The 14,207-nt window shown below is 65.8% G+C and carries 16 protein-coding genes; 3 read left to right on the top strand and 13 right to left on the bottom strand.

The genetic code is table 11. The features are described 5' to 3' along the window. Window position 1: 1 nt before the first annotated feature. The 10 genes from LOZ74_RS03505 to ccmA form a co-directional block, all read right to left on the bottom strand. Entirely contained in the window at window positions 2–1,483 is a 1,482-nt protein-coding gene (locus LOZ74_RS03505) for a UDP-N-acetylmuramoyl-L-alanyl-D-glutamate--2,6-diaminopimelate ligase (protein ID WP_230292921.1), read from the bottom strand. Continuing rightward, window positions 1,483–3,180: a penicillin-binding protein 2 gene (locus LOZ74_RS03500; protein WP_230293800.1), complete on the bottom strand. Its 1,698-nt coding sequence runs from the start codon at window positions 3,178–3,180 to the stop codon at window positions 1,483–1,485. The genes LOZ74_RS03505 and LOZ74_RS03500 overlap by 1 nt, the downstream gene beginning before the upstream one ends. A gap of 110 nt (window positions 3,181–3,290) precedes the next feature. Continuing rightward, entirely contained in the window at window positions 3,291–3,980 is a 690-nt protein-coding gene (locus LOZ74_RS03495) for a hypothetical protein (protein ID WP_230292920.1), read from the bottom strand. Next, complete coding sequence (gene rsmH, locus LOZ74_RS03490; RefSeq protein WP_230292919.1) at window positions 3,977–4,963, bottom strand: 16S rRNA (cytosine(1402)-N(4))-methyltransferase RsmH; 987 nt, start codon at window positions 4,961–4,963, stop codon at window positions 3,977–3,979. Before rsmH ends, LOZ74_RS03495 begins: the two co-directional genes overlap by 4 nt. After that, window positions 4,960–5,469 carry a division/cell wall cluster transcriptional repressor MraZ gene (locus LOZ74_RS03485; protein WP_230292918.1) on the bottom strand — a complete coding sequence of 170 codons (510 nt, stop codon included), beginning with the start codon at window positions 5,467–5,469 and terminating at the stop codon, window positions 4,960–4,962. Before LOZ74_RS03485 ends, rsmH begins: the two co-directional genes overlap by 4 nt. Window positions 5,470–5,862: 393 nt before the next feature. Further along, on the bottom strand, window positions 5,863–6,585 hold the full coding sequence (locus LOZ74_RS03480) for a GldG family protein (RefSeq protein ID WP_230292917.1): 723 nt from the start codon (window positions 6,583–6,585) through the stop codon (window positions 5,863–5,865). Window position 6,586: 1 nt separating this feature from the next. Further along, a complete protein-coding gene (locus LOZ74_RS03475; protein ID WP_230278898.1) occupies window positions 6,587–6,937 on the bottom strand; it encodes a hypothetical protein in 351 nt (116 codons plus the stop codon). 9 nt (window positions 6,938–6,946) lie between these two features. Continuing rightward, a complete protein-coding gene (locus LOZ74_RS03470; RefSeq protein WP_230292916.1) occupies window positions 6,947–7,948 on the bottom strand; it encodes a cysteine synthase A in 1,002 nt (333 codons plus the stop codon). An 81-nt stretch (window positions 7,949–8,029) separates the two neighbouring features. Next, on the bottom strand, window positions 8,030–8,689 hold the full coding sequence (locus LOZ74_RS03465; RefSeq protein WP_370638898.1) for a heme exporter protein CcmB: 660 nt from the start codon (window positions 8,687–8,689) through the stop codon (window positions 8,030–8,032). Further along, the gene (gene ccmA / locus LOZ74_RS03460) at window positions 8,689–9,309 is read right to left on the bottom strand and encodes a heme ABC exporter ATP-binding protein CcmA (RefSeq protein WP_230292914.1); all 621 of its coding nucleotides are present in this window, start codon (window positions 9,307–9,309) and stop codon (window positions 8,689–8,691) included. The genes LOZ74_RS03465 and ccmA overlap by 1 nt, the downstream gene beginning before the upstream one ends. A 56-nt stretch (window positions 9,310–9,365) precedes the next feature. Here ccmA and LOZ74_RS03455 point away from each other — a divergent pair, with 56 nt between their 5' ends. Continuing rightward, on the top strand, window positions 9,366–9,653 hold the full coding sequence (locus LOZ74_RS03455) for a 4a-hydroxytetrahydrobiopterin dehydratase (protein ID WP_230278902.1): 288 nt from the start codon (window positions 9,366–9,368) through the stop codon (window positions 9,651–9,653). Window positions 9,654–9,658: 5 nt separating this feature from the next. On the opposite strand, the gene LOZ74_RS03450 is transcribed toward LOZ74_RS03455, so the two are convergent. After that, window positions 9,659–10,276 carry a DNA-3-methyladenine glycosylase gene (locus LOZ74_RS03450; RefSeq protein ID WP_230292913.1) on the bottom strand — a complete coding sequence of 206 codons (618 nt, stop codon included), beginning with the start codon at window positions 10,274–10,276 and terminating at the stop codon, window positions 9,659–9,661. A 154-nt stretch (window positions 10,277–10,430) separates the two neighbouring features. On the opposite strand from LOZ74_RS03450, the gene LOZ74_RS03445 reads away from it, so the two are divergent. Continuing rightward, window positions 10,431–10,748, top strand: coding sequence for a 2Fe-2S iron-sulfur cluster-binding protein (locus tag LOZ74_RS03445; RefSeq protein ID WP_230278904.1), 318 nt, complete (start codon window positions 10,431–10,433; stop codon window positions 10,746–10,748). Window positions 10,749–10,876: 128 nt separating this feature from the next. Here LOZ74_RS03445 and map read toward each other — a convergent pair whose 3' ends face one another. Further along, entirely contained in the window at window positions 10,877–11,707 is an 831-nt protein-coding gene (gene map, locus LOZ74_RS03440) for a type I methionyl aminopeptidase (RefSeq protein ID WP_230292912.1), read from the bottom strand. Between the two features lie 77 nt (window positions 11,708–11,784). Beyond that, complete coding sequence (locus tag LOZ74_RS03435) at window positions 11,785–12,594, bottom strand: DUF4163 domain-containing protein (RefSeq protein WP_230292911.1); 810 nt, start codon at window positions 12,592–12,594, stop codon at window positions 11,785–11,787. Between the two features lie 104 nt (window positions 12,595–12,698). On the opposite strand from LOZ74_RS03435, the gene LOZ74_RS03430 reads away from it, so the two are divergent. Beyond that, on the top strand, window positions 12,699–14,093 hold the full coding sequence (locus LOZ74_RS03430; protein WP_230292910.1) for a M17 family metallopeptidase: 1,395 nt from the start codon (window positions 12,699–12,701) through the stop codon (window positions 14,091–14,093). The last annotated feature ends 114 nt before the right edge of the window (window positions 14,094–14,207 follow it).

The raw sequence follows: 14,207 nt of genomic DNA, 5'->3' as shown, positions 1-14,207 counted from the left end.
CTCATGCTGCGCACTCTCTTGCTATGGTGACATCGTCGAAAGGGTGGACGCGGGTGGCTTCGCCGCGTCCATAAATCTGGCCCTGCTCGTGGCCCTTGCCGGCGATCAGGACGATATCGCCCTTGCCGGCCTGTGCGGTCGCGGCGGCAATGGCTTCGCGCCGCCCCGCAATCTCGGTGATATTCGCGGCCCCTTGCGCGCCTGCCAGCACGGCGGCGCGGATCGCGGCCGGGTCTTCACCGCGCGGATTATCGTCGGTTACGATGGCGATATCGGCTTCGCGCGCGGCTATCGCGCCCATCGGCCCGCGCTTGCCCGCATCGCGGTCGCCGCCCGCGCCGAACACGATGATCAGCCTGCCGTTCGCGCCGACATGCGGGCGCAGCGCGGCGATGGCGGCTTCCAGCGCTTCGGGCGTATGGGCATAATCGACATAGGCGGGCGCGCCCGCGCGGTTCAGCGCTGCGCGTTCCAGCCGTCCGCGCACGGGTTGCAACCGCGCCATGGCATCGAACACCTGCGCTGCAGCAGGACCGGCGGCACCGGCCGCCGCGATCACCAGACCCGCCGCCACCAGCGCATTCGCCGCCTGATAGGCACCGATCAGCGGCAGTTTCACCCGATAGTCCGCACCGGCAAAGCCTAGCGCCAGTTCCTGCCCCAGCTCGGTCGGGGTGCGGCTGTGCAGACGGATGCCATCCGCGCCTGCCCGATTGCCGACCGGCAGAACGGAGAGGCCGCGCGCCGCAGCGCGGGCGATGGCCGCATCGCTATGCGCATCGTCGGCCCAGACCACCGCATGACCGCCATCGGACACCACCTCGTCGAAAAGGCGCATCTTGGCGGCGAAATAATCGTCCATGTCGGCGTGATAGTCGAGGTGATCGCGCGACAGATTGGTAAAGGCGCCCGCCGTAACCTGCAGCCCCTCGTTACGGAACTGCGACAGCCCGTGGCTCGACGCTTCATAGGCGACATGGGTCACCCCTTCGCGCGCCAGACCCGTCATATTCGACAGGAATGTCACGATGTCGGGCGTGGTCAGCCCCGTTGAAACGCTTTCGTCGGGGGTGGTCACGCCCAGCGTGCCGATGCTGGCGGCGGAAAATCCGCACATGCGCCAGATCTGGCGCGTCATCTCGACCGTGCTGGTCTTGCCGTTGGTGCCCGTAACCGCGACGACGGTCGAGGGAACCGGCTGAAAGAATTGCGCCGCCATGCGGGCAAAGGCGCGGCGCGGCAGCGGATCGGCCACGTGCAGCGCGCCTGTCACCTCGGCTTCGGGCCGTGCGACAACGGCCACTGCGCCGCTCGCGACAGCGGCAGGGATGAAATCCTCGCCATTGACGCTGGCGCCCTGAAACGCGCCGAACACGGTGCCGGGGGCGACCTTGCGATGGTCGATGGCAAAGCCGGTGACATTCGCATCACTCGCGCCATCGGCCCGAATGGCAGCCCGTTCCAAAAGGGTCGAAAGCCGCATCAGTGCGCTTCCTTTCCGACCAGCGGGCGCAGATCGGTCAGGTCGATGTCGCGGCTGTCGTCGGGATAGACGCCCAGCATCGGGCCGATGCGGGGCACGACATTGCCCACCACCATGGCCGCGTTCCACGCCGCCGTGCGCTGATAGGACGTGGCTGCCGTGCCCTGCGGCTCGTCCATCATGGCGACGACGACATAGCGCGGATTATCCATCGGAAAGGCGCTGGCGAACGTGGTGACGAGCGAGGTGCGCTTGTAACCGCCTGCACCCGGCTTTTCGGCACTGCCGGTCTTGCCGCCAATGCGGAAACCCGGCGCGTCGGCCTTGCGCCCCGTACCGTCGGTGACGATCATGCGCAGCATCTGGCGCATGCGGGCGCTGGTCGCTTCCTTGAACACGCGGCGGCCCTGCGGCACTTCGCCCGCGTTCAGCTTTTTCAGCGTGGCGGGACGCCAGATGCCGCCGTTCACCATCGCGGCATAGGCACTGGCCAGATGCAACGGGGTCACCGCGATGCCATGGCCATAGGACACGGTCATCGTCGTCAGCCGCGGCCATTCGCCCGAACGCCAGATCGGAAAGCCGCGCGCAGGCAGTTCGATATGGGGCCGCTCGTTGAAACCCAGCTGCTCCATCTTGGCCTTCATACGCGCCGAACCCAGCTCGTCCGCGATCTGCGCCGTGCCGATATTCGACGAATGCATCAGGATTTCGGGCACGTTCAGCGTGTTGCCGATCTTGTGGCTGTCACGGATGGAAAAGCGGCCCACGCGCAGCGGCGCGCCGGTCGGCCAGCGACGGGCCAGATTGCCCACCGTCCCCGCATCGATCGCGGCGGCCACCGTCAGCGGCTTGAAAGTCGAGCCAAGCTCGTAAACCTGATTGGTCACGCGGTTGAACATCAGTTCCATGCCGCGTTCGTCGATATGGTTGGGATCAAAGGTCGGCAGCGATGCCAGCGCGACCACTTCGCCCGTATCGACATCCATCACGATGCCGCCCGCGCCCTTGGCCTGCGCCAGGCCCATCACACGGTAAAGTTCGTCCTCCAGCGCGGCCTGAACGCGGGCATCGATGGCCAGCGCCACCGGCGCACCGCGCGTCGAGGGATCGGTCAGCTGCTTGTCGAACACTTCTTCCATGCCGACATGGCCGCCGCCGTCCGCCCCCACATAGCCCAGCACATGGGCGGCCAGCGTGCCTTCGGGGTAATAGCGGCTGGGTTCGGCAGGCGGGTTCAGCGCGGGCTCGCCAATGGCATGCACGCGATTGGCCTGTTCGGGCAGGATGCGGCGACGCAGATATTGCCCCTTGCCGCTGGCAAGGCGGCGGGTCAGGTCCGCCTCGTCCATATCGGGAAAAATCCTGACCAGTTCGCGCGCGATATCCCCGGCCGGACGGGTCAGCGGTTCGCCGCCTTCCATCGCCTTGGGATTGAACCAGAGCGCATAGCTTTTGAAATCGCGCGCCAGCGGGATGCCGTTGCGATCGGTTATCTCGCCGCGGTCGGGCACCAGCAGGCTGGACCCGCTGGCATGGGCGGTATCGGCCTCGAACAGGCCGAGCATGCCGACACGCAGGACCAGAACCGCGGTCGCGGCGGCGAAGATAAAGGCGATCACGATGGCGCGCTGCTTCGCCATTTTCAGCGTTTCGGTGCGCAGGTTATAGCGCCGCGCGGGCGGCGGCGGCGCCATCCCGCTGTCACCTGCGTCCAGCGCGGGCAGGCTGGCCGCATTCAGCGCGCGCGCCGCCACACCCCGCAGATCGGGCAGACTGGCCGAGGGAAAGAGCGGCAGCGTGGCCATCAGGGGTGCTTCGCGCCCGCTTCGGCGACGACGCCCTGAAAATCGAAGCTGTCGGCAAATTGCCGCGCGGTCTTGGGCGCGGGCTCGGGTGCCAGACGGCGCGCGATATCGGCCCGCTCGCCCGCACTCAGCGAGGCGGGCCTGGCGGTTTCGGCAGCGGCAAGGCGGACAGGATTCGAGCGCACCGGATCATTGCGGTCGGGCTCACCCTTCAGCGGCTTGGCCACACGTTCGCCGGCAGGCGCGGTCTTGTCGTCGCGCGCGACCAGCTGGCGCATCATCTGCGGCGCAGCCTTGTCGGCAGCGGCAAGGCGAATGCCGTCGGCGGGCGCCTTTGCGACATCCGATGCATCGGCCATCAGCACGTCGCCCGCACCCGACGGCGCGATATCCAGCGGCTTGCCCAGTGCGGCCAGTTGCGTGCCATCGGCAATGAACTGGCTGGCATCGGGCGCGCTATAGCCAAAATCGACTTCGTTCCAGCGGGCCAGCTGCTGCTGCCGCGCGCGGGTCTGAAATTCGGTTTCCAGCACCGCGATCTCTTCCTGAACCGATGTGATCTGGCGCTCGGTATCGGCGATATCGCTTTTCACAGCGGTCACCTGCAGCATCAGCGCAAAGCAGATCGCGCCCGACACGCCCAATGCGCCGGTCCACAGCACGGAATGCAGGCGGTTGCGATTGGTCATGCGAAGGCCCTTTCGGAAGCGGGACGAGCAGGAGCAGCCGTGCGCACGGCAGCGCGCAGCACAGCAGAACGGGAGCGCGGGTTGCGCAGGATTTCGGATTCGGTGGCACGAACGGCGCGCATCGGCTTTTCGAATGCGGCACGTCCGGACGACCGCAAATCGGGCAGATGGCGCGAAGGCGCAGCACCGCTATTAGACGCATCGCGCAGGAAACGCTTTACCATGCGGTCTTCAAGACTGTGGAAACTTACAACTGCCAGACGGCCGCCTGCGACGAGCAGCTCTTCCGCTGCGCCCAGCCCCGCCGCCAGCTCGTCCAGCTCGCCGTTCACATGGATGCGGATCGCCTGAAAGCTGCGGGTTGCCGGGTCCTTCGGCATATGCGGCTTATAGCCCAGCGCCTTGCGCACCACTTGGGCAAGCTGGCCGGTCGTTTCCAGCGGGCGGGCCGCGACGATGGCACGGGCCACGCGGCGCGATTGGCGCTCTTCGCCATATTGGTACAGCACGTCGGCGATCACGCCTTCGTCGGCAGTATTGACGAAGTCGGCGGCGCTCTCGCCCTCGCGGCTCATCCGCATGTCCAGCGGCCCGTCGAGCGAGAAGGCAAAGCCGCGTTCGGCCTGATCGAGCTGCATCGACGAGACGCCGATATCCATGACCACGCCATCGACCTGCGCCACACCCGCATCGGCCATGGCGCCGGTCATTTCGGAAAAGCGGCGCGGATGCAGGATCAGGCGCGGCGCATCGCCCGCCAGTTCGGGCCATGCGGCGGGATTATTGTGAACGGCTTCGATCGCGGTGGGGTCACGATCGAAGCCGTGCACGATTGCGCCTGCATCAAGCAGGGCGCGGGTGTAACCACCGGCGCCGAAAGTGGCATCGATGATCACATCGCCGGGCCGAGGGGAGAGCGCGGCGAGAACTTCGTCCAGAAGAACGGGAATGTGGGGGGCGTTGGGATCAGCAGGACCGGTCACTTGCGCCCCCTTCCCTTGGAAGGCTTGGCGGCATCGGCCATCATCGCCTTGCAGGCAGCCTTGGCGGCTTCCCATTCGGGGCCCATCGCCATCAGGCGTTCGGGGTTCCAGATGGTGAAGAAAGCGCCGCCGCCCTGAAAGAACAGCTGGTCGTCCAGCCCGCCCAGATCGACCATGAAATCGGGCAGGATGAAGCGGCCCGAATCGTCGAAGGGTACTTCCTGAAAACCGAAAAGCTGGGCCGAGCGCGTGTCGCGGTCGAACGGGCGTCCGGCCTGATAGGCACGGTCTTCCTCGCGGTCCAGCTCTTCCTCAAGCCGGTCGAGGCGCGACAGGCCAAAGCCGGTCAGACAGTCGAAACGGTCATGCTTGGCAACGCAGAGCACGCGCTGGTCTTCGGAACTTTCGCGGATCACCTTGCGGAAGCTGGGCGGCAGGACGAACCGGCCCTTTTCGCCGCGAAGCGAAAAGCCCTGCCCCCTGTAGATGAATGGCCTTGAAGCCACTTGCACCACCCCTGCCTAAACCTGATCCGTCAGATCCCGAAACGCCCCCCCGAAAGCCCGTCATGCGCAGCCGTCCCCGCGCCGGGGCGCACGATCCCGTGGCCCGGCGCACCCCCGGCGGGTGCGACAAACGAAACATCCGATTGATGGAATCGGTCTTACATTGGGATGATCGGGGATGAAAGGGGAAATTACGGGAAATTGCGTTCACAAGCGACGAAACGGTGGAAATCCGCCATCTTGCACCGCTTGCCAAACCGTTTCGCAAAGCGCGCAAACGGCCATAAAAGCCGCAGAATCGCTAGGATTCCGGCGCTCTCCCGTCAATTCCCCGATATGGGCTTGTGGATTTCCCGTCATTTCCCCGATTTGCACCGGAACGGGCGTGTTTCCCTATGCGTCGGGTGCCCCGAACGCGCTGTCCAACAGCTTTTCCAGCGCCGCGCGGGCCGACTCGTCGGGGTGATCCCCGTCCTCTACCAAGGCGGCATCGGCCAGCAGCAGCACCGTGCCCGCACCGATCTGACAATGCGCCACCAGTGCATTTTCGCTGAGTTTACAGCGGCTTTCATGGCCGCCGCCGGTCAACCGCCAGCGCCCCGCCATCCTGACCGGAATGGCAAGCGGCCCGTCCGAAACGCCATTATTCGGGGACGACGCGGGATCGAAGGTCAGTTCCAGACCCCAGCGCGCCAATATCGGGGACAATAGCGCGACCGGCTGCGGCGCGCGCGCATCGCCAAGCCCGTATTCGCTATGCGCCGTCAGCATCGGATCGGCGAGGAACAGCGCATGACCGCCGCCGCGCACCCAATCGTCGAGCGCCACATTCTCGTCCCCCGCAAGCGCGCGCGGCTGCGCCAGCAACAGAAAGTCCCGATCCCCAATCTGCGTCAGCCGATCGACCGGCACGGGGCGGAAACGCGACTCCAGCGCCTGTTTCACCCAATGTCCCGCATGATCCCCGGACAACATGGCGCCCACATCGCCCTCGGCCCAGAAAATCGGCAGGCTGGTCATGACCGCCAGCTCCGGACGACCGGCGGTCGCGGGCGCGGCCTGCTGCGCATCGCAGCCCGCCAGCGCGAGCGCGATACCGGCGAAAACGACATTCAACCTATTGATCGATCGCCTCGGCATCGGCGGGCGTGTTCGCGGGGGGATTTTCGGACACCATCTGTTCGGCGGGAAGATCGGGAACGATGATCTGTTCCGACGGCAATTCGGGCACCACGCCCGCATCGACCAGCGGATCGCCGGTTTTCGATTGCGGCTCCGCCGCCGCCTCGGGCTTGGCCGGATCGTCGGCCTGCCGCGCCTGTTGCATGATCGTGCTGGCCAGCCCGACCACCAGCACCATGGCCGCCAGCCCGCCGATCCCCACTTGCAGCCGCTGCATCGCCTGCGTGCGCGTGCCGCGCAGATCGGGCGGTGTCATCTCGGTCAGCGGGGACTTGGTATCAGCCATGGAACGGTATCAGTCTTCCAGCCACGGAAACACGGGCAGACCCTTTTCGCGCAGCCACGCCGCATTATACAGCGTGGAGAGATAGCGGAAACCCGTATCGCACAGGATCGTCGCCACCCGCGCCGGACGGCCCAGCCTTGCGGTCAGTTCCTGCCCCAGCCGCACGGCGCCCGCGACATTGATGCCCGACGACAGGCCCAGCGCCAGCCCTTCCTCTGCCAGCAGGCGGCGGACCCATTCCAGCCCTTCCTCGTCCGAAATGCGATATTGCAGGTCGACCGGCGCATCTTCCAGATTGGCGGTAATCCGCCCCTGCCCGATGCCTTCGGCCACCGAATTGCCTTCGGCTTTCAGCTCGCCATGGGCGTAATATTCATACAGCGCCGCGCCATGCGGGTCCGACAGGGCAATGGCGATATTCTCGTCAAACGCCTTTAGCCCCATGCCGACGCCCGCCAGCGTGCCGCCGGTGCCGACCGCGCAGGTAAAACCGTCGATCTTGCCACCCATCTGGTCCCAGATTTCGGGCGCGGTGCTTTCGATATGGGCACGGCGGTTGGCGATATTGTCGAACTGGTTGGCCCAGACCGCACCCGGCGTTTCCTCTGCCAGGCGGCGCGAGGTGTGGACGAAATGGGCCGGATTGGCGAATTTCGTGGGCGGCACGGTGACCAGTTCCGCCCCCAATGCCCGCAGCGTCGCCATTTTCTCCTGGCTCTGGTTGTCGGGCATGACGATGATCGTCTTGTACCCGCGCGCATTGGCGACCAGCGCGATGCCGATGCCGGTATTGCCCGCCGTACCCTCCACAACAGTGCCGCCCGGTTTCAGCTCGCCGCGTTCTTCCGCGTCGCGGATGATGCCCAGCGCCGCGCGGTCCTTGACCGAGGCGCCCGGGTTCGCGAATTCGCATTTGCCAAAGATGTCGCAGCCAGCCGCTTCGCTGGGGCCCTTCAGGCGGACGAGCGGCGTATTGCCGATAAGAGAGACGGTGTCAGGTATCGTGTTCATTATGCGTCTTCAGGTAAGGTCGCACCGGCGCAAGGGCAAACAAGAATTGCTTTCACGCCGCCCAAGCCACGCGTTTCGCCGCTATTCCCGCGCGGCGCGGATCGCGGCGCCCGCGGCAAAGGGCGCGATGGCCAGCAGCACAAGGCTGACCGCGCCCGCCAGCGCGATGCCGCCCGCACCCTGTTCCTGCAATCCGCCCGCGCCGAAGATCAGCACCGGCACCGCCAGCGGCAACAGCAACAATCCTGCCAAAGCGGCCCCGCCGCGCAATCCCGCCGTGATCGCGGCGATCATCACGCCCAGCGCCGCCAGCCCCGGCGTACCCGCCAGAAGGCCCAGTTCCACGCGCCACAACTGATCGCCCGGCAGGTTGAACAATGCAGCGGCAGGCAGGGCCGCCAGCATCAGCAGCGGTGCAAAGGTCAGCCAGTGTGCCGCAATCCGCGCGGCCATGGTCCATTCCTCGGCCATGCCGCGCAGCGCCCATTGGTCGAAGAATCCCTGATCCAGATCGGGTTCGACCAGCCGGTCGAGCGGCAATATGCTGGCCAGCAATGCCGCGACCCAGATGACGCCACCGCCCGTCCGCGCCAGCATCGCGGCATCGGGGCCGATGGCGAAAGGCAGCAGGATCGCCACCGACAGGAAGAACAGCACCGGCAGCATCGCCCCGCCGCGGCGCCCTCCGCCCGTCAGCAACAGTGCCAGATCGCGGCGCAATATCGCCAGCCACATGCGCATCATGCCGCGAAATCCGCGACATTCAGCACGCGCCCGCCCGGCAGTGCGATCGGCTGGTGCGAGGCGGCGATGCAGATGCCGCCCGATGCGCAATGGCGGGCGGCCAATGCTTCGACCATGGCCACCGAAGCATTGTCGAGACCGTTCAGCGGCTCGTCCAGCAGCCACACCGGCGCCTGGCCTGCGATCGTGCGAGCAAGGGCGGCGCGCTTGCGCTGACCGGTGGACAGGAAACGCACCGGCACATCGAGCAGTCCGGTAATCGCGGTGGCCTGCGCCACTTCGTCAAGACGCGCTGACGGGACGCCGTCGCAGCGCGCCCAGAATTGCAGCGCGCGGCCCAGCGGCAGATGCGCGTCGAGAGCGGGCCGTTCGTCGAGCAGCGCGATCCGTCCCTTGCCGGTCACCGTTCCCGCAAAGGGCCGCAACAGCCCGGCCAATATGCGCATCAGGCTGGATTTGCCGCTGCCGTTCGGGCCGGTCAGGTGCAGCGCCCCGCCCGCCGTGACATCCAGCGAAAGACCGGCGAACAGCATCCGGTCGCCGCGCACGCAGGCAAGGCCGGTGGCAGCGATCGAACAAAGATCCGTCGGCAGGTCTGTCGGGGCGGCGGCTTCCATCGCTTTGGCCTCTATGCCACAGCACCGGTTTCGCCAAGCATGTTGGAGTTTGCACTATGGTCGCCCGTCTGACCGAGACCGAAATCGCCGCCGCCCTTGACGATCTGACCGGCTGGACCCTGCGCGGGGACGGGCTGGCGATCACCCGCACGCTGACATTCAAGGATTTCGCCGAAGCGTTCGGTTTCATGAGCCATATCGCCATACTGGCCGAAAAGGCGGACCATCACCCCGAATGGTTCAATGTCTATAACCGCGTCGACATTACGCTGACGACGCATGATGCCGGCGGCCTGTCGGCCCGCGATGTCGCATTGGCGCGCCAGATCGACGCCGCCGCCTGACCGGATCAAAGCGTGGCGCTGTTATAGGTGTGCCATGCGAAAATCGCTGCCGCGCCGCGATGGGGGCGAAACGCCTCTCCCATCGCGCGGGTCTGCTTTTCGCTTGGCCGCTCGTCCATATCGGCCAGCCGCCCCACCGCGATCTGCACCGCCAGATCGCCCGCGGGCCAGATATCGGGCCGCCCCTCGGCAAACAGCAGATAGATTTCGGCCGACCATCGCCCGATGCCCTTGATCCGCACCAGCTGCGCGATCGCGTCCTCGTCGTCATCGGGCAGCGAGTTCAGGTCGAGCTCGCCGCTTTCCACCAGCTCGCACAGGGAACGCGCATAACCCTGTTTCTGGCGCGACAAGCCGCAGGCGCGCAAATCGTCGAAACTGGCCTGCAACAGTGCGGCAGGCGCGATGTCCTCTCCCAGATGGCCGGTCAGCTTGCGCCACACCGAATCGGCTGCCGCCACCGACACCTGCTGCCCGACAATGGTGCGCAGCAAGGTGCGATAGCCGGTGGGCCGGATTCGTTCCTCAGGGTATCCGTGCTGCGCCAGCGCCGCGGCCCAGCGCGGTTCGCGCGCCGCAATCGCGTCCAGCCCCGTGCGGATATCGGCGCTTTTCAAGCCCATCGGCGGTTCCGATCCTGTTTCGCGATGCTGCGTATCACCGGCGCAAAAAACGAGCACCCTTGCCTTTTCATGCGGTAGCCTTTAGCGAGCCGCGACGAAAACTTGCCCGTCCCTAACCGTCGGCGCATCAATCGAACAGGGAATTCCGCTTTATATGCCCAGCATCATCGTAGTGAACCGCGAAGGTGAAGAACGTAGCGTAGAGGCGGATGTCGGCCTGAGCGTTATGGAAGTCATCCGCGACAATGGCTTCGACGAATTGCTGGCCCTGTGCGGCGGCTGCTGTTCTTGCGCGACTTGCCACGTCTATGTCGACGAAGGGTTCAAGGCCAAGCTGCCCGCCGTGTCCGAGGACGAGGACGACCTGCTCGACAGTTCGGACCACCGCAACGATAATTCGCGCCTGTCCTGCCAGATCCCCGTGACGGCAGAGCTGGACGGCATGCGCGTCGAGATTGCACCGGAAGACTGATCCGGCATTCCATTCGGCCCGACGGCGCTTGCGGTCGCGGCCCTCCGTCTGGAGAGGAAGCCCCGGCACATTTCAAATGTGTCGGGGCGGATTTTTTGGTTGAGTGTCGCCTGCGATTGCGCGCGATATCAGTCGCGATAGGGCGGCGCGTCCAGACCTTCGGGGCTGAGCGTGAATATCTCGCACCCGTCCTCGGTAATGCCGATCGAATGTTCGAACTGCGCCGACAGGGACCGGTCGCGCGTCACCGCCGTCCACCCGTCGTCCAGCAGCTTGACCGCGGGCTTGCCCAGATTGATCATCGGCTCGATCGTGAAGAACATGCCGGGTTTCAGTTCGGGGCCGGTATTGGGGCGGCCCGCGTGCACCACTTCGGGTGCGTCATGAAACAGGCGGCCCAGACCATGGCCGCAGAAATCGCGCACCACGCCGTAACGCTGGCGTTCGGCATGGCGCTGGATCGCCGCGCCAATGTCGCCCAGCCGCGCGCCCGGCTTGGCAAGGTCGATGCCGATCTGCAGGCATTCATAGGTGACCTGCACCAGCTTTTTCGCCTTCAGCGAAACGTCGCCCGCCAGATACATGCGGCTGGTATCGCCGTGCCAGCCGTCGAGCAGCGGGGTCACGTCGATGTTCAGAATATCGCCGTCCTTGACCTGCCGGTCGCCGGGAATGCCGTGACACACGACGTGATTGATCGAAATGCAGCAGCTGTGCGTATAGCCGCGATAGCCAAGCGTTGCCGGAACCGCGCCGCCATCCAGCGTCATTTCGCGAACCTTGCGGTCGATTTCCGCCGTGGTCACACCGGGCTGCACCACATCGACCATGGCATCCAGTATCTGCGCAGCCAGCCGTCCGGCCTTGCGCATGCCTTCAAAGCCTGCGGGGCCGTGCAGCTTGATCGTGCCGTCACGCGGCAGCATGTCGGTTTCGTCAACAGTCATATATTCGGTCATGCGGGCCTATGTAACGATCCCGCCCCGGTTTTGCGAGGGCTGTTATTGCGGTGAAGTCAGCTGCGCCCCGCCGCGAATCAGCCGCCGGGGGTAAAGAAGCGCTGATATTCCGGTTTGACCGCATCGATCAGCGCGGCATCCACCGCCAGCGTCACTTCGTAACTCCCCTCGGCATAAGGGCCCGCATTATAGGGCGGAACCAGAAATCCGACGCGGTCGAAGCCCTGCCCCGATGCCGACCCCAGAATGACCGTGCTGTTCGCCACCGGAGCGATGCAGTCGGAAAAGCTGTCGTCGCTGCGCTTCACCGGCGCGCCGCGTTTTTTCGCGCGCTGACGGTCGAGTTCGGCGCAGAAACGCGTCTGGACCGCGCGGTCGAGCGACCCTTCGGACAGAAACATGTCCACCGGCTTGATCGCCGCGGCCGCCTGCCGGTCCCAGACCAGCGCGTCGGAATAGCTCATCCCGTGGGCCCCGCCGCTATAGGTATAAATGCCCGCCGACAGCGACAGGAAGCGCGGCAGATCGGTCACCACCTTCCATTCCTTGGAAAACGCATAGGGCGGTGCGCTGAACCCTTCCTGCGCCGCCTGTTTCTGCCAGTCCTCGGCCTCCTGCTTCAATTCGGCGCGCTGCTTGTCGCGCTCTTGCGTCAGCCGTTCGGCCAGCGGCGCGATCGCGCCCGCAGGGGCGGGCCAGCTATAGGCAAATTCATAGGCATCGGTCTTTTCCTCGACCGCCTCTGCCTCGCCCGCAACCGGTTCAGGCACTTCGGGAGGCGCGGGCGGCTGTGCCGTATCGGCGGCATTTTCGACTGCCCCGGGGGCTTCGTCGGGCTGACATGCGGCCAGCAAGGCGGCCAGCAATGCAGTGGGCGCAAGCATCATAAGGGTCGCTGCGGTTCCGGACCAAAGGCGCATTCGATCTCCTCTCGCCATGATCGGCACTTTGTTCTCGCCATGCATGCAGGGCACGCGCTACAGGGCCTAGCATGACCGAAAAGACTGCGCTGATCCAGCCCGATCGCGGACAGGACGCGATCCCCATCCATCTTGTGAACAAGGACGGTTTCGACGACTGGGCCAAGACCCTGTCGGGACCGCAACGCGCCGCGCTGAAGGCGCAGGGGTTTAGCGGCAAGGGGTATGAAACCGCCATCGTTCCCGACAGTTCTGACGCGGGCTGGTTCGCGGTAGGCGGCGTGGCCGACCCCGATGCGCTGTCAAGCTGGTGCATGGCCAAGCTGGCAGAGAAACTGCCCGCGGGCACCTATCGCCGCGCGGGCGGCGAACCGGGTCCGGCCCTGTACGGCTGGCAGACCGCGCAATACAGCTTTACCCGATACCGCGAGGACAAGGACGCCGAAGGGCCGCGCATATTGCTGACGGGCGAAGTCGCGCTGATCGACGAAGCCATGGCCGAGGCCGCTGCCGCCAGCCTTGTGCGCGATATGGTGAACACCCCTGCCGAGGATATGGGCCCCGAAGCGATCGAGGCCGAGGTCGCGCAGGTCGCCAAGGCATTCGATGCCGATATCACCGTTACCCGCGGCGACGCGCTGGAAAGCGGATATCCGATGGTCCACGCCGTGGGCCGCGCCGCCGCCCGTGCCCATGCCCCCCGCCTGATCGAGATGGAATGGGGCCCGAAAGACGCACCCCGCATCGCCATCGTGGGCAAGGGCGTCAGCTTTGATTCGGGCGGACTGGACGTGAAGAGCAGCGCCGGCATGCTGCTGATGAAAAAGGACATGGGCGGCTCGGCCCATGCGCTGGCGCTGGCGAAGCTGGTGATGGAACGCGGGCTGAAGGTGCGGCTGCATCTGATCATTCCGACAGTCGAAAACGCCATTTCGGGCAATGCGTTTCGCCCGGGCGACGTGCTGAAATCGCGTAAGGGCCTGACTGTCGAGATTACCAATACCGACGCCGAGGGTCGCCTGATACTGGGCGACGCGCTGACCCGCGCAAGCGAGGAAGCGCCCGAGCTGATCGTCGATTTCGCCACGCTGACCGGCGCGGCGCGCGTGGCGCTGGGGCCGGACCTGCCGGGCCTGTTCACCCGCCGCGACGAAACGGCGGATGACATGCTGGCCGCGGGCAAGGCGCATGACGACGCGGTCTGGCGCCTGCCGCTGGAGGAAACCTATCGCGACATGCTGAAAAGCGGCATCGCCGATATCGCCAATTCGGCCAGCGGCGGATTCGCGGGCGCGACCACGGCGGCGCTGTTCCTTGACCGCTTTGTCGGCAAGGACATCGACTGGGTGCATTTCGATACATTCGCATGGCGCCCCGCGGCCAAGCCCGGAAGGCCCAAGGGCGGCGCGGCACTGGGATTGCGCGCAGCGTGGCACATGTTGAAGGCGCGCTACGGGCGGCCCTGAACGACGGGTCGCCAAGACGGGTCACCAACAGGGGGCGCCGACGGGTCCGATCGGCCACAGTTCTGGCCCGACATGTGACGGTCGGGGCGCGAACCTTGCCCTTGCGCCCCTGCC

It is taken from the genome of Croceicoccus sp. Ery5 (assembly GCF_020985325.1).
Classification (GTDB): domain Bacteria; phylum Pseudomonadota; class Alphaproteobacteria; order Sphingomonadales; family Sphingomonadaceae; genus Croceicoccus.
The sequence above is the reverse complement of the archived record's forward strand: the minus strand, read 5'-3'. Positions and strand labels throughout refer to the sequence as shown.